The organism is Croceimicrobium hydrocarbonivorans (genome assembly GCF_014524565.1).
In the GTDB taxonomy this organism is placed as follows: domain Bacteria; phylum Bacteroidota; class Bacteroidia; order Flavobacteriales; family Schleiferiaceae; genus Croceimicrobium; species Croceimicrobium hydrocarbonivorans.
In genome coordinates this window covers 3,491,350-3,510,090 of the sequence record NZ_CP060139.1, presented here as the reverse complement: position 1 = coordinate 3,510,090, position 18,741 = coordinate 3,491,350, and the positions used below count along the sequence as shown (strand labels likewise).

The following is an 18,741-nucleotide window of genomic DNA, read 5'->3' as shown; positions in this document are numbered from 1 at the left end:
CTAGATTACTCTCGCGGAGGCTTTTCAGTTCCTATTAGATTAGCTCTATCAGATCCCATAAAGACGCCCCGCTTGGAAATTATTCCAAGTGCGGTACATGTCTTTATTGCTATGAGATTGTTTCGCCATTATTATGAAAACGAATATATAAATAAACTTGACAGAGCCAACTTACTGGGAGCTATTTGTTTAAAATAATTTGGATGGGTATATTTTTTAATGGCCATTCGCCTTGATCAGTCTCCACTTTAGCGATCTCTTCTACCACATCCATTCCCTTTAGCACCCGACCAATTACCGTATGCTCTTGATCCAAATGGGGACTGCCTCCTACGCTTGAATACAATTGTACTTGCTCTGCATTTAAAGAGATATCGTACTCTTCCTCCATCAATTTTAATTGGGCCTCACTGTAGGTCTTTCCCAAATTGATGTAAAACTCAAAAGGATCAGATTTCTTTTCCGGATTATTGGAATAGGACCTTGCCATGGCTACCGCTCCATACGAATGGTAATTGCTTCCCAAGGCCTCTGCCGGCAATTCGTATTTGCCAATTTTATCGCGGCGCTTTTTTAAGCTGTACTCATCATTATTCCCAGCTTGAATAACATGATCCTTGCTTACGCGATGAAACCAAGTGCCATTAAAATATTGATGTTCCTTAATTAGGTAAATCATATTAGCCCGATGCACCGGAGTATTGCTGTAAAGCTCGATGTCGATGTCTCCAAAGTCGGTTTTAATCCGAATTTTTCGTTCCGGGTTCTCAGCTCCATAAAGCTCCAGATAGGCCTGGGCTGCGCTATCCGACTCCCAGGTTGGATACGCCCCAGACTTAGCCTTCTCCATTTTTACCGACTCTGCTTTTTCAGAGCTAGACGATTGAAGATCCGCTGCTTGCGATGAATCCGAATTTTGACAAGAAAGAGCTAAAAAGCTCAGTACACTAATTGAGATAAAAGTTTTGATAGACATGGGCTTCCTGTTCCTGTAAAAGTTCCAGATAGCGAAGGTAATTGAATAGATAGTCCTCCATTTTCGCCAGACCTCGAATTCCTACAAACTCCATTTTCTGGATATCGCTAAGATTGAGGACTCCGGCAATTTCAAAAATGCTGGGACTCTCCAGGGCCAGAAGTTCGGCATCGAGATTATTGCTCTGTAAGAGATGCTCCTTAAAACGGGCTAGCAAACCTTCTGAAGCTTTGGCTTTTCCGTCTGGGGTAAAAAACTCCACTTCGCCACAAGGATAGAGTTTACCTTCCTTTTGATAGTGGAATTTGTCTAATCTAAAATTACCTACGGCCCGAATCACAATCTCCATTTCACCATTGGCATGCCTTTTCACAATTTCATGCACCTTAACGGCAGTACCGTAATTGCGGGCATTTAATTTATTGGAAAAGGGCAAGCCAAAGCTGCTGTCTTGCTCCCAACTTTCGTTGATTAACTGCTTATAGCGTTCTTCAAAAATGTAGAGCTGGGTATAATCCCCAGGCAGCATAAAGAGGTTTAAAGGAAATAAGGGAAATTTTTCCATGATTGCTTAACGAGCAATGGTCCTATTTTGTTTAAACCGTTTGTACCGGACTTAATACCGCTTCACTGGATTCTAACAATTTCTCCGGAACCGAACTTTTAATGATACGAGCCAATTCCTCAATCACCTTGATTTTCAGTTCCGCCCGAGAATAAACCAGGCTAATTTCACGCGTGGGCTTTGGATCAGCAATCGGTTTCACCTGAGGTTGTTCTTCCTTGGGTAAATCAATTGCATAGAGATAAGGCACTAGGGTCATACCATAGCCCTTTTTCGAGAGCTTCACCAAAATATCAAAGTTTCCACTTTCGAGGTCGATATTCTTACCCCCAAAAGTTGGATTGGTATTACAGAGGTTAATCACCGAATTACGGAAGCAATGGCCCTCATTAAGAAGCAAGATGTCATCAATATCCAATTCCGAATTGGTTACAAAAGCTTCTTTTCCCAAACGATGTTCTTTAGGAATATATGCCATAAAGGGCTCATAGTACAGAGGCTTTTCGATAATGGAGCGTTCCTTTAAAGGAGTGGCTAAAATTCCGGCATCCAATTCATCGCGCTGCAATTTTTCAACGATCATTTCCGTGGTAAGCTCCATTACATGCAGCTGAATCTTAGGGAATTTAGCGGTGAATTTACTCAAGAATCGAGGCACCAAAGAAGGGGTTACGGTTGGAATTACTCCCAATTTAAAGGGTCCTTCCAGTACATTTTTAGATTCCTGCAGTATTTGATTCATTCGCTCCGCTTCATGCAAAATCGTACGCGCCTGAGCAATCAGTTTTTCGCCAATGGTAGTAGGGCGCACCGGATGCTTACTACGGTCGAAAAGCAAAACGCCTAGTTCCTCTTCCAGCTTCTGAATTTGCATGGAAAGAGTAGGTTGCGTTACAAAGCAAGCTTCTGCCGCTCGCGCGAAGTGCCGATGATTATCTACGGCTATGAGGTAAGTGAGTTGAGTAAGTGTCATAACTAATTCTTAAGAATAGTTCAAAATTAATAATAAACGCCTATTTAATGTTGCACCGCTTATTTAAATTTGTACATCCTTAACAAGATGGAATTTAGCAAGTTTAAAAAAGTCTTGGAACAGGCGCAGTCCAAGTCCCTTCCGGGAGAAGAAGCGCAAAAACTATTAGCTCCCATGGGCCGTGGTTCCTTAGCCGATCTCAACTTGGACCTCTCCAAGGTGCGCCAGGCGGGGGTATTAGCTCTCTTCGAAAATGTAGACGATGAGGCACAGTTAATCCTGACATCAAGGACCGAGTATCCCGGCACCCATAGTGGTCAGGTTTCCTTTCCTGGTGGAAGTTTGGAAGCTGAGGATCCCAATTTTCAGTTTACCGCTCAAAGGGAAACCCTGGAAGAAATTGGGGTTTCACCCGATGAATATTCGATTTGGGGCGAATTAAGTCCGCTTTACATTCCCCCCAGTAATTTCATGGTTCATCCTTTTTTGGCTTGGGCCGATGGTCCTTTAAAAATGATTCCGGAGGAAAAGGAAGTAGCCGCCATCCATCGAATTGCTCTGGATCGCTTTTTAGCGGAAGATGCGATTAGCATACGCCCGATTAAAATGTCTAATGGCTTCAAAATCAAAAGTCCAGCCTTTATGATGGACGGTTTGCTAATCTGGGGCGCTACCGCCATGATGATATCCGAAATCCGACAGCTATTCCTTCGAGAAAAAGTAAGCCTGTAGAATCACTTATATTTGCCTGCACCACAAACAGGCCCATGAAAATACGCTTTAGGGATCCCTTCGGAAACTCCTTGATCATCAAGCGAATATTAATCTTCGCTTTCGGACTTATTGCCTACTATCGATTTAATGTGGCCAATAAAACTCAGGTAAGTGGCACCAAGGTTTTAAAAGGTCTTCGCAAAAAAAATGTGCTTTTTGTAAGTAATCATCAAACCTATTTTGCGGATGTAACCGGCATGTACCAAGTTTTTTGCTGCGCCAAATGGGGTGTGTATGATCGAATTAACTTCCCCTTCTTCGTATTAAATCCTAAGATCAACATCTATTTCGTAGCGGCCTTAGAAACCATGTCGGCCGGTATCTTACCCAAGCTTTTCGCCTATGTTGGTTCGGTATCGATAAAACGTACTTGGCGCGAAGCTGGAAAAACCATTGATCGTGGTGTAGATCCCCGCGACATTAAAAAGATTTATACCGCCATGGAAAATGGTTGGGTAATCACCTTCCCTCAGGGAACCACCACCCCCTTTGTAGGAGGCAGAAAAGGAACGGCTCATATTATTAAAGAAACTAAACCCATCGTTATCCCGGTGGTGGTAGATGGTTTCCGTCGTGCTTTCGACAAGAAAGGTCTCTTTATGAAGAAGAAGGGCGTTAATCTAAGTATCCGCTTTAAAGAGCCATTAGATATCGATTACGAAAAAGATTCGGCCGCCATTTTGGAGCAAATTATGGACAGTATTGAGCAGAGTGACGAGTTTAACACTATGAAAAAGATAGAGGAAGACTCAGAACTTTCCAACGTTTAAAGGCTCTCATTCGTTTTATAATTAACTTGGCGACTTGCATTACAGACAAACCCAGTTTTCCTTTACAACTTTGTATGAGCATGAATCACAAATATTTATTCTTCGGCATTCTAATTTTGGCCTTTAGCGCCTGTAAAGAAGATAGTTTAATTGAAGACAATCCCGCTCCTCCTGGAGACAACCTCGAATGGAACTTTGTTCCTTATTATGGAGAGCGTGCCTTCAACTTTGATTCAGCCTATGCCAATTCTGTAGGTGTCAATTTCATGCTGGATACTGTTGAATTGTTTTTAGGCGATATCAGTTTCTACGATTTCAATCTGGAAGAAACTATTGATACTGCGGCCAATTATTTTATGCTGAGCAACTATAAGCCCCAACAGATAGAAGGAAATTTACCTGCTGGTGGATATTATGGTTATTTTCAAACTATTGCCGGTTCCGATTCGGCCGCGGCGGTAGATGATTTGCCGGAAATTCTTTCGGTAGATCCCAGATGGGTTCGTCGCGATGGCTTTGGGGTAAACTACTTCAAAATTAAAGGCCGCATTTTCGATCCAGCTCTACCCCTAACCGATTCTGTTTTTATTCCGGTTGAGTACACCTTGGGCTCTTACCTCCTCTCAGACACAGCCCGTAGTGAAAACCGTAGCTTCAGCATCGACAATTTGCAAAAAGTACGGGTCTTCCTTTTGGCCGATCTTAAGCCATTATTAGACAAGCTTCCTATGAGTCTGGTAACTGAAGTGGAAAGTGATCCCACTAATACCCAAGACTTCACTATCGCCAAAGCCATGGCCGATAGCCTGAGCATAGGAATCTTTTAATTATGAAAACAAGTATTAAGACCATTCTCACTCTGCTGGTTCTTGCCTTTATTATTACAAATTGCAAGGACGATGAGGATGGAAAAACCACTCCTGCCGCCACGGTTAATTTCCAAACGGAAATTGTTTTGAGTGACGGTGGATCTACCAAATATCATATTGGTGATACCCTGCGCATGTCCACTGGATATGACTTCAACCTGAAAAAATTCAAGCTTTATTTAAGCCATATTACCTTGGTTTCAGCAAGCTCTGAAACAGAAATGGAAGACATCCTATTAGCTGATGTGGGGAATAGCAATACCGGTGCTTTTTCAGCCCGAGTTAAACCTGGCACCTACACCTCCCTTCGTTTGGGATTTGGCTTAGACCCCGAACAAAATGATAAGGATCCGGAGAGTTTCCCTCAAGATCATCCTCTTTCTTCTTACAATCAGATGTATTGGACCATGCTGAAATATCGCTTTGCGATTTTGGAAGGTCGCTCTGATTATACCGGGCAATTAAATGGCGATACCAGTGATGTACTCAATGCCTATCACCCTGGTTTAGATAGTCTTTATAAGGTGGTGACTTATCCGATCAATCTGGTATTGAAAGACGGTAATGTTCAGGCCATCAATTTACAGGTTGTTTTTGATGAGCTCTTTTCTGCCGGTGAAGGAATTGACCTTCGCAATGAACCGCAAACCCATAGCGAAATGGGTAGTGCCACCGTTCCCGGTGACTTCCATATTGCTAAAAAGTTTATGGATAACTTGGCGGAAACTGCCCGTATAGAAATTCCGTAATTGCCAGCTAGGGCTTAGCTTTGCTACAAAGCACAGCCATGAAAATTCACCTTATTGCCATCGGCGGAAGCGCCATGCACAATCTTGCTCTGGCCCTGCATCAACAAGGCCATGATCTGAGTGGTAGCGACGATGAAATATTTGAGCCTTCTCGCAGTAGATTAGCCGATACCGGTATTCTCCCTGAATCCATGGGTTGGGATGCCAATCGCATTCATAGTGATATAGATATGGTAGTGGTAGGGATGCATGCCCGCAAGGACAATCCCGAATTATTAAAGGCCCTGGATCTGGGCTTGAAAGTGCTATCCTATCCTGAATATCTCTACGAAAGCAGCAAGGATAAAACCCGGGTGGTGATTACCGGTAGCCATGGTAAAACCACCATCACCTCCATGATTTTACATGTACTCAACTTTCATGGTCGCGATTGCGATTATATGGTGGGGGCTCAATTGGAAGGTTTCCACACCATGGTGCGCCTCACTGATCACAATGAATTTATGGTGATTGAAGGCGATGAATACCTCTCCTCCCCTTTAGATCCTCGTCCTAAATTTGTGCATTACCGTCCCAATATTGCTCTGCTTTCCGGCATTGCCTGGGATCATTATAATGTCTTCCCAAAATTTGAAGAATACCGACATCAATTCGAGTTACTCTTCGAATACATTGAGCCGGGGGGTCAGATTATTTACAATGCCGATGATTCGGAAGTAAAAAATTTGGTGGAATCCGCTACCCAGGAGCTGAAAAAATTCCCCTACCAAACTCCGGCCTATAGAGTGGAAGACCAGCAATTTATTCTGGAGACTATAGAAGGTGATTTACCGCTTCAAGTCTTTGGTGCCCATAACATGAATAATTTAGAAGGAGCACGCTGGGTTTGCAGTCAAATGGGAATCACCGATGAAGAATTCTACGAAGCAATTGTTGAGTTTGAAGGTGCTTCCAAGCGAATGGAACCCTTGATTGAAACGGACAATCTCAAGGTTTTCCGCGATTTTGCTCATGCCCCATCTAAAGTGAAAGCCAGTGTGCAGGCCTGTCGCGAAACCTTTGGTGACAGTCGCTTTTTAGCTGTTCTGGAACTACACACCTTTAGCAGCCTCAATTTGGAATTCATGCAGCAATATGCCAATAGCATGGACCCGGCCGATACCGCTATTGTATACTTTAACCCTGAAGTGTTAGCCCATAAAAAATTGCCGGCCTTGAGCATTGAAGCCGTGCAAAAAGCCTTTGCCAGTGAAAAGGTTAAGGTGATAATGAATAGCGCTGAACTTGAGACCTTAATTCAGGAGCAAAAAGAGAAACACGAGATTATTGTTTTAATGAGCTCCGGAAATTTTGATGGTATCGACTGGACGAAAGTTTTCGACTAAGCTTGAGCCATAATTAGTACTTTTGAAGCATCAAGAGCATGAAGAAAAAGAAACTCCTTAGCGCCCGTAGCATTCATATTGCTCTCCATCGATTAGCCCAGCAGCTAATTGAAAATCATGGTAATTTCGAAAACACCGTTTTAATTGGTTTACAGAGCCGAGGTATTCATGTGATGCACAAATTGGTGGAAATCCTCGAAGCCAATGGTGTGGATAAAGTGGCGCATGGAACCCTGGATATCACCTTCTTCCGCGATGACTTTCGCCGTCGGAACAGTCCCTTACAACCGAGCATGACTAAAATCGATGTGCTTCTAGAAGGAAAGAAAGTGGTATTTATCGATGATGTATTGTACACCGGACGTAGTGTTCGCTCTGCGATGGATGCCATCCAATCCTTTGGTCGTCCGGCTGAAATAGAATTATTGGTTTTAATCGATCGGCGTTTTAGCCGCGAATTGCCCATTCAACCCGATTATGTAGGTCGGCAGGTAGATAGCCTGGCCGGCGACCGTGTTTCGGTAGACTGGGCACACCTTAAGGCAGGTGAAGATGCCGTTTATTTAGAAATTGGAGAACATGAGTGAATTAACGGTGAATCACCTTTTGGGGATTAAGTACCTCCAAAGCGAAGACATCGAGCTGATCTTCCAAACCGCAGCTCAATTCAAAGAAGTGATCAACCGACCGATTAAGAAAGTACCGTCCTTAAGGGATATTACGGTAGCCAACCTCTTTTTCGAAAACAGCACCCGCACGCGCCTTTCTTTCGAATTGGCCGAAAAACGCCTTTCGGCGGATGTGGTAAACTTCTCCGCAGCCTCCTCCTCTGTTTCTAAAGGCGAAACTCTTATTGATACGGTAAACAATATCCTCAGCATGAAGGTGGATATGGTAGTTATGCGCCATCCTAAACCCGGAGCGGCCTACTTCCTAAGCCAGCATGTAGATAGTATTATTGTGAATGCCGGAGATGGTGCCCATGAGCATCCCACCCAGGCTCTGCTCGATTCTTTCTCTATTCGTGAGAGGCTGGGCGACCTTGCAGGAAAGAAGATTGCCATTGTAGGTGATATTCTCCACTCACGTGTGGCCCTATCCAATATTCTCTGCCTCCAAAAAATGGGCGCCGAAGTAGAAGTTTGCGGCCCCAGCACGCTTATTCCTAAGCATATTCATTCCTTGGGAGTTCGAGTAAGCCACGACCTTAGAAAAAGCTTGGAATGGTGTGATGTAGCCAATATGTTGCGGGTACAACACGAACGCCAAGATTTAAAATACTTCCCCAGTATTCGTGAATACACCCAACGCTACGGGATTGATAAAGCTCTGCTCGACGATCTTCAGCATAAGATTGTGATTATGCACCCTGGCCCCATTAACCGTGGTGTAGAAATTAGCACTGAAGTGGCAGATAGTGATCAAAGCATCATCTTAAATCAGGTGGAAAACGGTGTGGCTATTCGCATGGCTGTACTGTACTTACTCGCCGCTAAGAAGAAAATCAGTTTTAGCGCTTAAATGGAGCACCTCAGCCTCAGCATATTGGGAGCCTCATCGGCCATTCCCCTAAGTAATCGCAGCCCAACGGCACAGTTCTTAGGCATCGGCAATGAGTTTTTCCTGATTGATTGCGGCGAAGGAACCCAGGTTAAACTCCGTCAACATCGCATAGGCTTTGGGCGTATTAAGCATATTTTGATCAGTCATTTGCATGGCGATCACTTCTATGGCCTCATTCCACTGCTTACCACCATGCAATTATTAGATCGGCATGCAGCCTTGCATATATACGGGCCCAAGAAATTAGAGGAGCTAGTTCGGCATCAACTCGATCTCACTGAATCGAAGATTATCTACCCTTTGCTTTTTCATACTTTGGATCCCGATCGCAAAACCTGCATCTTCGAAAATAAACACCTCGAAGTCCACTCCTTTCCGCTCAGGCATGGCATTACTTGCTTTGGTTTTCTTTTTCAGGAAAAGCCGTTACCGCGAAAAATGCTCAAGGAAGAATTGGAGAAGTATGATATTCCTGTTGCCGAAATACGCAGGATTAAAGCCGGTAGTGATTGGATTGATGCCAATGGAAATCGTATCCCCAATGAAGAGCTTACAGAAGCCAGCGCTGCTCCTATGAGCTATGCTTATTGCACCGACACCTTACCGGTGAAGCATTTACATCGCTATTTCAAAGGAGTAGATCTGTTGTATCATGAGGCTACTTTCCTGAGCAGTGAGAAGGATCGAGCCTTACAAACCAATCACAGTACTGCTGCCCAAGCGGCAGAAATTGCCGAAATCTGCAAAGCCGAACAATTATTAATAGGTCATTTTTCGGTGCGCTATAAAGACTTCCATGGTCTATTGGCTGAAGCGCAGTCTGTATTTCCCAAAACCTTAATCGCGGGTGAAGGCCTTCATTTTAGCTTGGATCGCAAAAGCCGCGAATTGAAAATAGAAAGAGAGAACTCCTATCGTGCCTAAGGCTTAATAGTCTGAGGCCCCATCAGTTCGGGATCTTCCTCTAAAACCTCAGGTTTGTCTTCTCGCTTAGCACTGCGTAAAGCCCTTTGCCACAATTCCTTATATGTATTGAAATCGATTTTAAAGGAGAGACCTAATCCTTGCTGATAAAGCTGTTGCTGGCCAATATTGAAGTTAAGGTTATTATCCACCGAACGGTTAAAAGCCTTGGCTCTCACCTTACCATCTTCTGTAAGCTTGTATATTAATTCGAAGTCGCCAGCAATGCTATTATTGTTCTCATTTAGGGGTACTTCCACCGAAGAGTTTACAATTAGACGATCTTCGAAGAAATTCTTGGATACACCTACTTCCAGTTCCTCCTGACTATTACCAGCGGTAGTGGCTGTTTGCCCTTGACTGGCCGGTTGATAGGATAAGCTTAATTCATAATCTCCGGTAAAGCGGTTTAAGAAGGCCGCGGCTTGACCCGCAATTAAATCCCACTGATTGATAGCATTTCGGGTACCATCCACAAAATTACTGGGCGGCGTAAAGCTATTGAAGGCCAATAAACTGAATACCTGCTGATTAATTGCCTGATCAGTGGTTAAACGATTCGCCATTACCGCTTGGGTAGAAGATGTAGCTCGGGGTAGTTCGATTGCAAAATTGATTTCCGGATTGGTTAGCTCCCCTTTTATAAAGAGGTAAATATCAACTGCTGTACTGATACCATTGCTCTCCCCTGTTAAGATTCCAGGATTGGCTTTAGTGCGGTAAATGGCAGTAAGGTCCAAACGAGCTGCATAGGGGTCACCATTCCAAACCACGGTACCTCCACGCTGCACCTCAAAGTTTTTGGCAAACAAGCCATCAATATTGAATTTATACTCTCCTTCATCTACCGTATAGGTACCGAAGAGCTCTAAATCTCGGTTGGGCTCCAACTTCATCTTAATGAGGCCACTACCCTTACCATCTAATTGGTTACCCGTACTCTCATTTAATATGATGCTCACCTGGGCACTGGGCGTAATATCCATATCAAAATCCAGGGAAACCCCTTCATCCAATGCAAATTGGGTATTTAAAATCTTTACCCCCCCCTCCGAATCTTCAGGCGCAATAAAGTTTACAAAGCCACTTTGTTTCACCTCCGTAGCTCCGCCAATAGGGATATTAAATTGGGTACCACGCTCACTGCGAACATCAGCATATACCTTAACTCTGGATGGAGGGCCCTGCACTTTTAAATTCCCAGAGGCTAAAGCTGTACCATAGTAAGCATCTTCACGATCGGGACCGGTATTGAGTACTAGCAATTGCCGAGCATCAATATTTAAATCAATGTAAAAGTCTTTGAAAGCACGGTGGCGTACTTCACCATTGAGGTAGCCCACATTATAATTGGCATCCATCAATTTGAGGTTCGGGAAACGAATACTTTCATTATCCAAAAGCAATTTAGGTTGCCCCTCCAAAGTGTAATCCGTTTGAAGGAAAGAAATGGTTAAGCCAGCTTTAGGAAGTAAGAACTCTCCTTTGATATCAGGCTTTCGAGCCGGTCCTTTCATGGTAACAGTTCCAGTTGCTAGACCACGTAAATTTTCCGCCACAGGGGCCGCAAAGGGATCCAAGGCCGCAAGGTAGAAGCGATTGAATTTGAAAATCAGATCAATATTACCAATACCTTGACTATCATAAAATCCATTGGCATTGAACTTTTCCAATTCACCATGCTTTAAAAGGGCATCAATATTAATCTTGCTATCATCATAGCTGTAATCACTATGCAGGTCTAAGCGCCCCATGTGCACCTGATTTAATCGCAGACTATCTACTTCGATATCAGCTTCAAAGCGTGCATTGGTCAATAGCTCAGTGGCTATGATATTACCTTCCAAATTTCCCTGGATATAGGCTTTTCGTCCTTCCTGGAAATAATTCAGGAAATCCAGATCGAGGCCCTTCACATTTAAACGTAGAATTTGATTAGGATCTTTACTGATATAACCTGCAGCAGTCAGAGCCAAAGAAGGACCACTAATTTTTAACCAATCGATAGAGAATCCCGAGCTATCCACTCGCATCACTGAACCTGTGTCCAGTTTAAAACTGCGATTACCGAAAAGCATATCGCCCCGATCAAATTGCATGCGATAGGCATTACTATCTAAAATGGCAATAAGGCCTTCAAAACTACCATAGCTATCAATGCTATCCCTTAGGATCATATCCAGGCTGTAGTTCATACTATCCCCTGCAAAAACATTCACGAATTGAACACTATCAATATGCCTTCCCTCCCCGTACTGATAGCGCTCCAAGGTAAGGTTCAATAAATCGGCCGCTCCAGATAACCACTGTAAATCCAAGTTTTGAAAGAGGTTGGCTCCATATCGAATACCTTCAGAATTGAGGTTCATTCGCAAGAGATTCTCTCCATCGCGGTACTCTCCTTGTACATGGGTTCCCGGTTCAATTAATAGCTCGGGAATTAAGGCCTGGCTTAGAGCCGATGAGTTTTTAAAGGTGAGATCGTAGGTGAAGTTTACAGGTGATTGGAGGGTATCCCGATAGCGTTCAGGAACTAAGTATTTCTTAAAATGATGGCTAAAAATGCGGGACATCCCCAGATAGGTGTACTGACCTTCCAGATTGGCCTCCAATATATCGGATCGCACCCGAAGCTGTTTCTCCTCTTGCAAACCACTGGCCTCAATAGCCACATCCATTAAATCATAAGTCTGATTGGAATTGCGGTATTTGAGGTCAAATAAATCTACTGTTCCTGCCCAGTGATCTTGATCGAGAATCAATACATCAATATCCATCGCCCCTTTATACTGAGCCAAGCTATCCTTCACCAAATGAAGGGCGTAGAGATTTGCGGAATCTACCTGAGCGGTAAAATCATATTCGGAAGAATCGGTTCCAAAGCTGGCAATGCCATCAAATAAGAAACTAAGGTTTGGATCCTTAATTCGGAACTGGCCTTTGAAATTACTTTCAGCAATTTGACCGTTTACCGCCATGCCTTCGTAGCGATAACCATTATAATAGAAATGATGAATGGCTCCTTTTACCTTGCTGCGCATGGTTAGCGGATCAAAGCCTTTTCCGTCTAGCTCCAAATCCAGTTCCGCAGTTTTAAAGTCGCCGTAATTTCCGGTAAGGGACGCAATATTAATCTTGCTGGCATCCACGCGTCCTTTATAAACCAATGCCTTGGGATTACGCAAATTGCCGATCTGAATATCAAGTTCCATATCGGCTAAATCCGACTTAAAGGAACTTTGGGTAACAAAATCATAAACACCGCCGTTATAGGCTCCCTGCCATTGAATTAAGCCCAAACGATCAATGATTTCCGGCAAGCTATCTTGAAACATTCCGATAATCTGCTTGGCTTCTTCTGCTTTACCCTGAAGGAATAGCTTTTGCGTTTCCAAATGAAGATCGACGCCAGAAGTGGTTTTGCTTAAATGCAAATCTCCTCTAGCCTCTAAATGGCTTAGAGCTTCAATTTCCAGGTCCTCCAAGTACAAATCATTTACGGTACCATCAAATCGTCCTTTAACCAATGCGGTAGGAAATTGCGGATAGGCATCGCTGAAATAGCGAATATCTTCTGCCGCTACCGCAGCATATTCAATAGCCCCTAGCATGTGCACAGAGTCAACAAAGCTCGAGTAGTTGGTCGCTGAGCTAGTAATAAAAGTTAATTCCCCTGCTAAATGGCCTCTTCCAGTAGTTAATTCCAAATCATTAACCACCAAACCTTTAGGCCCATATAAAAACTGTCCCTTTCCATTTTGTACGGAGAACTCCTTTCCATCATCAAATTGAATGCTTTCGATGGTGGCACTCACATCTTTACCCGCGAGGAGGAAGGAATTAAGATTAGTATTCGCATGGCGCCAATGAAACTGAATTCGGTCGGGTTCATTGCGATTTGCCAAATAAAAACGTCCATTTTCCAAATCGATGTCGGCGATTTTCAAGTTAAAAGATCGATTGGGATCTTTGGGAGCATCGCTGGATAGTGAACTTAGAAAGACATTTAAATTACTGGCAGTATCCCCTTCTTGAGTGATTAAATAGCAATAGGCATCACTCAATTCAACATGATTGAGATACAAGCTGCTGCTTAATTGAGCATAAGCTTTGAAACTTAATTCGAGGCTACCCACATAAAAAAGAGTATCACCTTTATGGTCTGGAAGCAGCACTTTTTCCAAACTAATTTCATTCGGAAAATGATACTGAAAACGCTCTATACTAAGGGATTGGGAGAACTTCTCATTAAACCAAGACGCCCCCTTTTGGGCCGCTCTAACTTGCACGGATGGAATCATGAAAACTCCGGCCAGCATTAAAAGCAGGATAACAATCACCAGCAATAGGCGTACGATTATTTTAAGCAGTCTTCTGATCGTAACTTTGTACTATGGATATTACAATACTGGGAATTGAAAGCAGCTGCGATGATACTTCTATCGCCATTGTCCAAAATCGCAAAATTCTTGCAAATGTAACTGCCAATCAAAAAATACATGCGGAATATGGTGGTGTTGTTCCAGAATTAGCTTCGCGTGCTCATCAACAAAATATTGTGCCAACCTTAGATGCGGCTTTAAAAAAAGCGGGGATTACTCTAAATGAGCTATCTGCAGTGGCTTTTACCTCTGGCCCAGGCCTCTTAGGTTCACTCCTTGTAGGTACCAGTTTTGCTAAATCCTTAAGCCTGGCTTTGGATATTCCTTTAATTGAGGTAAACCATATGCAGGCCCATATTTTGGCCCATCTCATTGAGGATCCACGTCAGGCTAATCCCGAATTTCCATTCTTATGCCTAACTGTAAGCGGTGGACATACCCAAATTGTTCAGGTAAATTCACCTTATGACATGAAACTTTTGGGCAGTACCATAGATGATGCCGCGGGAGAAGCTTTTGACAAAGCAGGAAAAATAATGGGCTTGCCTTATCCGGCCGGACCAGAAATTGATCGGAGGGCAAAATTGGGGAATCCCGGGGCCTTTGAATTTGCCAAACCACGCATGCCTGAATTACAGTTTAGTTTTAGTGGTTTAAAGACCAGCATTCTCTATTTCTTGCAAAAGCAAATGAAGGAGAATCCGGATTTTATCAAGGAAAACCTAAATGACCTTTGCGCTAGCATCCAAAATAGTATTGTGGGTATATTAATGGATAAGCTCGAATTGGCCTCGCAGCAATACGGGATTAATCGTATCGCCATAGCGGGAGGTGTATCTGCCAACTCAGGATTAAGAGACGCTTTGGAAGAACGAAAGTCCAGTTTAAACTGGGAGCTCTTCCTTCCCTCCTTTGAATATACTACCGACAATGGCGCCATGATTGCCATTAGTGGCTATTATCAATATCAGAAGCAAAACTTTGCAGACCTCAGTGTGGTGGCTGCAGCTCGAAAACCTTTAGAAGCATGAATCACTTTTTAGCGAGAGAAGGCAATGCCAGTGAAGGATTTTTAAATGAAAGCGACAGTCATCATGCCAGTCGGGTTTTACGCTTAAACTCGGGGGACCGTATTTCCATTAGCTATGGCGATGGCATTGTATATGAAGCTGAAATTGAGAATATCGCCAAGAAAAGCCTGCAATTCAAAGTCTTAGATGAAAGACGAAGACAAAAGGCTCCGTTGCTGCAAATTGGCATTGCCCCTACCAAAAGCAATGATCGTTTTGAGTGGTTTATTGAAAAGGCGGTAGAACTGGGCGTTCAAAGAATCATTCCCCTGCTTTGCGAGCATTCCGAACGAAAGGTTTACAAAAGAGATCGCGGTTTGCGCATCATGGAAGCCGCTTTTAAGCAAAGTCACAAAGGCTTTATGCCGGAGCTTAGCGAATTAACTGAGCTGAAGAAATTGGATGAGCTTAACTTGCCGGAACAGCGTTACATTGCTTCCTTAAACAATTCGGAACGCATTGCTCTAAGGGCGATTAAGTTCCATGAGCCTCAATTGATTTTAATTGGTCCGGAAGGTGATTTTAGTGCTAAAGAAGTGGCCTGGGCCGAAAAACAAGGTTTTAAACATTTAGACCTGGGTCCGGAGGTCTTGCGCACCGAAACAGCGGCAGTACAAATAGCGGCCATCGCTCAATATGAGGCCCAGCGGCCCGAATAAAAAATTACTTTTGCTTTATGCCGAAATATCTGTTGACTCTTCTTCTTGCAATTTCTTTCCAAATGGTCTCGGGCCAAACGGAAAAACTGGCTCTGGTAAAATACCGCGGAGGAGGCGATTGGTATGCAAATCCCAGCGCACTGAGCAATCTTAGTGAGTTCTGCAACAGCCAGATCGGCAGCAGCCTTAATCCCGATTATGCCACGGTTGAAATGGGCTCCTCCGAAATTTTCGAATATCCCTTTTTACATCTCACCGGGCACGGAAATATCATTTTCGACAAACAGGAAGCCGATAATCTTAAACGTTATTTAGAGGCGGGAGGCTTTGTACATATTGACGATAATTATGGTATGGATGAGTTCATCCGCCCTGAGCTAAACCGCATTTTTGGTGAAGGAAAATTACAACTACTAAGTGCCGATCATCCGATTTTTAAAGGTCCTTTCAATTTCCAAGAGGGTTTACCTAAAATCCACGAACACGATGGTCAGGCACCCGAAGCCTGGGGCTTATTTATCGATGGTCGATTAGCCTTGGTTTACACCTACGAATGTGATTTAAGTGATGGCTGGGAAGATCCAGAAGTACACCATGATCCTGAGGATGTCCGTCTTAAAGCTTTACAAATGGGTGCCAACTTGATTCACTATGCATTTAATGGATCCTTTTTATGAATAAGGTTACCCGCCAAGTATTACTCAGTGTATTTTATCTGGCCTTAATTGTATGGTCGGGATACATGGTATGGCAAGTGCGCTATACCCTCACCTATGTATTGGTTTCGGCGGTAATCTCCATTATTGGAAAACCATTGGTGGATGCCTTAAGTGGTCAACGATGGCCCAAGCTGAAGATCAACCGGAGTTTGGCGGCCGCCCTTACCCTGATTATTATGATGACCTTGGTGGGAGTGCTCTTTTCCATTTTTATTCCGGCCTTAATGCATGAACTTAGCGTATTGGCCAATGTGGATTACGAATCGCTGTATCAAGAAATTCAGAACGAGATTATCAGTATTCAGTCCTCCTTGGGTATGGATACCAGTAATTCGGTTAACAGTATTGAGAGCAGTCGCATTGGATCAAAAGTGGTTGAAGCGCTGAGCTTTGATAAGGTGAGCGACACTTTCACGAATTTAATCGGAAGCTTAGGGAATACCGCTTTTGCTATCTTCAGTATCTTATTTATCACCTTCTTCTTTTTAAGAGAGAAATTCCTCTTTCGGAATATTGTGCTTGCGCTGATTCCGGATAAATACGACGATCGCGTCCACAAAGTAACCCCGCGTTTACGCAATAATTTGACCCGCTATTTTGCCGGTCTGCTTTTGCAAATCACCATCATTACGACCTTGGTTTCGGTAGGACTGAAAATTGCGGGATTCCATAATACCATTGTAATTGGATTCTTTGCGGGTCTCATTAATGTGATCCCTTATTTAGGTCCTATTATAGGATTAGCCTTTGGACTTTTACTAGGACTGGCGCAAACCATCAGCAATACCAATTTAGAACTGGGTTCAGCTTTTGTTATCATCCTGAGCATATTTGCGGTGGTGCAATTGATTGATAATTTCATCACGCAACCAATTGTATTTTCTACCTCGATACGAGCCCATCCACTGGAGATCTTTTTGGTGATTTCATTTGCGGCCTCTATTGCTGGGATTTCAGGAATGATTGTGGCGGTGCCCGTTTACAGCGTAATCCGTCTCTTAGCGGCTGAGTTCTTCCCGCAGGTGAAGTTTGTTCGTTGGCTTACGCAGAATGACCTTAACGATGAAGACCTCCCGGCTTAAAAGCTTAATTGAGAAAGAAGCGAATCGGAAATTCATTCATGAAAATCTAAAAGCCGATACCAGCAGCCTTCTATTCAAATTTGCCAAGGACGAGGATAAGCGCCTATTAATTGAGCAAATCGCCTCACGTCAGGCTATCCGAAAAAAGCTGCCTGAGGCTTATGATGATCTTCTAAGGTTATTTCCGCCTAAAAGCAATTTGGAGCAAAGCAGCAGTGAGGCCATCGCTAAGCTCAAGGCTGATTTATTTCCGGCTGCCAAGGTTCTGGCGGATCTTAGTGGAGGCTTTGGAATTGACTTCCTCTATCTAATGCAAAAATTCGAGCAGGGCCATTTTGTGGAACCCAATGAAGAATTATGCGAATTGAGTTCAGAAAACCTTCGGCGCTTATTAGTGCAAAAGGACTTGCATTTTTATACTGAAACTGCAGAAAGCTTTAGTAAAGAGAATAAGGAACAGTTTGACCTTATTTATTTGGATCCTTCACGCAGGGATTCTGCTCATCGGCCGCTCTACAGACCGGAAGAATACCAACCTAATATCCTGGAAATTAAATCGGAGCTACTTAAGCACAGCAAGCAGGTTTATGTAAAGATGAGTCCGATGATTAGTATTCCTGAGTATTTACAAATACTGCCAGAAACCCGGGAGGTATGGGTACTTTCGGAGCGCAATGAATGTAAGGAAGTAGGATTTCTCTTAGCTTCAGAAGGCAAGGCAGCAGTGAAAATCCGCAGCTTTAATTTACTTGCAGAAGGCCAACAGGAATATGACTCGGAATGGGGAAACTTCGCCCCAATTAACTTGAGTGAAATTCATCAGTATCTCTACTTACCCAATAGCAGTATTCTAAAAGCGGGTATTCAAGATCAAGTGGCTCAAGATCTTAAGTTGGGAAAATTAGACCCCAATTCTCATCTCTATAGTTCCCCCGAACTCAGCGAAAAATTCCCTGGAAGAATATTTCTTTTGAAAGATATTCACAAGGCTTATGCTAAAAGCCTTCGCTCCAAAGCCTTACAAGTTATCAGTCGAAATTTCCCAGATTCCCCGGAGTTCATCAGTCGCAAACTCAAGCTGAAAGCGAAAGGAGCTAAAGATTTCTTAATCGCCACCAAGCATTCTGGCAAGCCGGTTTTTATCGAAGCTTCCCTCTACGTTCCATCATTCGAAGGGAACGGTGGATAATTGACTGCCTCTCAAGCTATTCAAAAACAAAAATTTCTCTATTTTTAAACCCA

At 43.4% G+C, this 18,741-nt stretch carries 17 protein-coding genes; 13 read left to right on the top strand and 4 right to left on the bottom strand.

Annotated features, from left to right (window positions below):
• Window positions 1-181 precede the first annotated feature (181 nt).
• From H4K34_RS15720 to H4K34_RS15710, 3 genes are read right to left on the bottom strand one after another with little or no spacing between them, the layout of a single operon-like run.
• The gene (locus H4K34_RS15720) at window positions 182-976 is read right to left on the bottom strand and encodes a peptidylprolyl isomerase (protein WP_246452139.1); all 795 of its coding nucleotides are present in this window, start codon (window positions 974-976) and stop codon (window positions 182-184) included.
• Entirely contained in the window at window positions 948-1,541 is a 594-nt protein-coding gene (locus H4K34_RS15715; protein ID WP_210758339.1) for an LON peptidase substrate-binding domain-containing protein, read from the bottom strand. The genes H4K34_RS15720 and H4K34_RS15715 overlap by 29 nt, the downstream gene beginning before the upstream one ends.
• 31 nt (window positions 1,542-1,572) lie before the next feature.
• A complete protein-coding gene (locus tag H4K34_RS15710) occupies window positions 1,573-2,514 on the bottom strand; it encodes a LysR family transcriptional regulator (protein WP_210758338.1) in 942 nt (313 codons plus the stop codon).
• 87 nt (window positions 2,515-2,601) lie between these two features.
• On the opposite strand from H4K34_RS15710, the gene H4K34_RS15705 reads away from it, so the two are divergent.
• The 8 genes from H4K34_RS15705 (at window position 2,602) to H4K34_RS15670 (ending at window position 9,548) form a co-directional block, all read left to right on the top strand.
• On the top strand, window positions 2,602-3,246 hold the full coding sequence (locus tag H4K34_RS15705; RefSeq protein ID WP_210758337.1) for an NUDIX hydrolase: 645 nt from the start codon (window positions 2,602-2,604) through the stop codon (window positions 3,244-3,246).
• Window positions 3,247-3,281: 35 nt separating this feature from the next.
• Window positions 3,282-4,058, top strand: a complete 777-nt coding sequence (locus H4K34_RS15700; RefSeq protein ID WP_210758336.1) for a lysophospholipid acyltransferase family protein — start codon at window positions 3,282-3,284, stop codon at window positions 4,056-4,058.
• An 80-nt stretch (window positions 4,059-4,138) separates the two neighbouring features.
• The gene (locus tag H4K34_RS15695; protein ID WP_210758335.1) at window positions 4,139-4,885 is read left to right on the top strand and encodes a hypothetical protein; all 747 of its coding nucleotides are present in this window, start codon (window positions 4,139-4,141) and stop codon (window positions 4,883-4,885) included.
• 2 nt (window positions 4,886-4,887) lie between these two features.
• Window positions 4,888-5,676: an MbnP family protein gene (locus H4K34_RS15690; protein ID WP_210758334.1), complete on the top strand. Its 789-nt coding sequence runs from the start codon at window positions 4,888-4,890 to the stop codon at window positions 5,674-5,676.
• A 38-nt stretch (window positions 5,677-5,714) separates the two neighbouring features.
• The gene (locus tag H4K34_RS15685; protein WP_210758333.1) at window positions 5,715-7,061 is read left to right on the top strand and encodes a UDP-N-acetylmuramate--L-alanine ligase; all 1,347 of its coding nucleotides are present in this window, start codon (window positions 5,715-5,717) and stop codon (window positions 7,059-7,061) included.
• A 38-nt stretch (window positions 7,062-7,099) separates the two neighbouring features.
• Window positions 7,100-7,648 carry a bifunctional pyr operon transcriptional regulator/uracil phosphoribosyltransferase PyrR gene (gene pyrR, locus H4K34_RS15680; RefSeq protein ID WP_210758332.1) on the top strand — a complete coding sequence of 183 codons (549 nt, stop codon included), beginning with the start codon at window positions 7,100-7,102 and terminating at the stop codon, window positions 7,646-7,648.
• On the top strand, window positions 7,641-8,582 hold the full coding sequence (locus H4K34_RS15675; protein WP_210758331.1) for an aspartate carbamoyltransferase catalytic subunit: 942 nt from the start codon (window positions 7,641-7,643) through the stop codon (window positions 8,580-8,582). The genes pyrR and H4K34_RS15675 overlap by 8 nt, the downstream gene beginning before the upstream one ends.
• The gene (locus tag H4K34_RS15670; RefSeq protein WP_210758330.1) at window positions 8,583-9,548 is read left to right on the top strand and encodes a ribonuclease Z; all 966 of its coding nucleotides are present in this window, start codon (window positions 8,583-8,585) and stop codon (window positions 9,546-9,548) included.
• Here H4K34_RS15670 and H4K34_RS15665 read toward each other — a convergent pair.
• Window positions 9,545-13,927: a translocation/assembly module TamB domain-containing protein gene (locus tag H4K34_RS15665; protein ID WP_246452231.1), complete on the bottom strand. Its 4,383-nt coding sequence runs from the start codon at window positions 13,925-13,927 to the stop codon at window positions 9,545-9,547. The genes H4K34_RS15670 and H4K34_RS15665 overlap by 4 nt on opposite strands.
• Window positions 13,928-13,980: 53 nt before the next feature.
• On the opposite strand from H4K34_RS15665, the gene tsaD reads away from it, so the two are divergent.
• From tsaD to H4K34_RS15640, 5 genes are all read left to right on the top strand, one after another.
• Complete coding sequence (tsaD, locus tag H4K34_RS15660) at window positions 13,981-15,000, top strand: tRNA (adenosine(37)-N6)-threonylcarbamoyltransferase complex transferase subunit TsaD (protein ID WP_210758328.1); 1,020 nt, start codon at window positions 13,981-13,983, stop codon at window positions 14,998-15,000.
• On the top strand, window positions 14,997-15,698 hold the full coding sequence (locus tag H4K34_RS15655) for an RsmE family RNA methyltransferase (protein ID WP_210758327.1): 702 nt from the start codon (window positions 14,997-14,999) through the stop codon (window positions 15,696-15,698). Before tsaD ends, H4K34_RS15655 begins: the two co-directional genes overlap by 4 nt.
• Window positions 15,699-15,760: 62 nt before the next feature.
• Window positions 15,761-16,375 (top strand): DUF4159 domain-containing protein, encoded by a 615-nt coding sequence (locus H4K34_RS15650; RefSeq protein WP_246452138.1) that lies wholly within the window; start codon window positions 15,761-15,763, stop codon window positions 16,373-16,375.
• Window positions 16,372-17,499 (top strand): AI-2E family transporter, encoded by a 1,128-nt coding sequence (locus H4K34_RS15645; protein ID WP_210758325.1) that lies wholly within the window; start codon window positions 16,372-16,374, stop codon window positions 17,497-17,499. Before H4K34_RS15650 ends, H4K34_RS15645 begins: the two co-directional genes overlap by 4 nt.
• Window positions 17,480-18,688 carry a class I SAM-dependent methyltransferase gene (locus H4K34_RS15640; protein WP_210758324.1) on the top strand — a complete coding sequence of 403 codons (1,209 nt, stop codon included), beginning with the start codon at window positions 17,480-17,482 and terminating at the stop codon, window positions 18,686-18,688. Before H4K34_RS15645 ends, H4K34_RS15640 begins: the two co-directional genes overlap by 20 nt.
• Window positions 18,689-18,741 lie beyond the last annotated feature (53 nt).

Excerpts from the sequence above, each read along its gene's own strand:
- H4K34_RS15720 (WP_246452139.1), bottom strand. The coding sequence starts at position 976 with ATGTCTATCAAAACTTTTATCTCAATTAGTGTACTGAGCTTTTTAGCT.
- H4K34_RS15715 (WP_210758339.1), bottom strand. The coding sequence starts at position 1,541 with ATGGAAAAATTTCCCTTATTTCCTTTAAACCTCTTTATGCTGCCTGGG.
- H4K34_RS15710 (WP_210758338.1), bottom strand. The coding sequence starts at position 2,514 with ATGACACTTACTCAACTCACTTACCTCATAGCCGTAGATAATCATCGG.
- H4K34_RS15705 (WP_210758337.1), top strand. The coding sequence starts at position 2,602 with ATGGAATTTAGCAAGTTTAAAAAAGTCTTGGAACAGGCGCAGTCCAAG.
- H4K34_RS15700 (WP_210758336.1), top strand. The coding sequence starts at position 3,282 with ATGAAAATACGCTTTAGGGATCCCTTCGGAAACTCCTTGATCATCAAG.
- H4K34_RS15695 (WP_210758335.1), top strand. The coding sequence starts at position 4,139 with ATGAATCACAAATATTTATTCTTCGGCATTCTAATTTTGGCCTTTAGC.
- H4K34_RS15690 (WP_210758334.1), top strand. The coding sequence starts at position 4,888 with ATGAAAACAAGTATTAAGACCATTCTCACTCTGCTGGTTCTTGCCTTT.
- H4K34_RS15685 (WP_210758333.1), top strand. The coding sequence starts at position 5,715 with ATGAAAATTCACCTTATTGCCATCGGCGGAAGCGCCATGCACAATCTT.
- pyrR (WP_210758332.1), top strand. The coding sequence starts at position 7,100 with ATGAAGAAAAAGAAACTCCTTAGCGCCCGTAGCATTCATATTGCTCTC.
- H4K34_RS15675 (WP_210758331.1), top strand. The coding sequence starts at position 7,641 with ATGAGTGAATTAACGGTGAATCACCTTTTGGGGATTAAGTACCTCCAA.
- H4K34_RS15670 (WP_210758330.1), top strand. The coding sequence starts at position 8,583 with ATGGAGCACCTCAGCCTCAGCATATTGGGAGCCTCATCGGCCATTCCC.
- tsaD (WP_210758328.1), top strand. The coding sequence starts at position 13,981 with ATGGATATTACAATACTGGGAATTGAAAGCAGCTGCGATGATACTTCT.
- H4K34_RS15655 (WP_210758327.1), top strand. The coding sequence starts at position 14,997 with ATGAATCACTTTTTAGCGAGAGAAGGCAATGCCAGTGAAGGATTTTTA.
- H4K34_RS15650 (WP_246452138.1), top strand. The coding sequence starts at position 15,761 with ATGGTCTCGGGCCAAACGGAAAAACTGGCTCTGGTAAAATACCGCGGA.
- H4K34_RS15645 (WP_210758325.1), top strand. The coding sequence starts at position 16,372 with ATGAATAAGGTTACCCGCCAAGTATTACTCAGTGTATTTTATCTGGCC.
- H4K34_RS15640 (WP_210758324.1), top strand. The coding sequence starts at position 17,480 with ATGAAGACCTCCCGGCTTAAAAGCTTAATTGAGAAAGAAGCGAATCGG.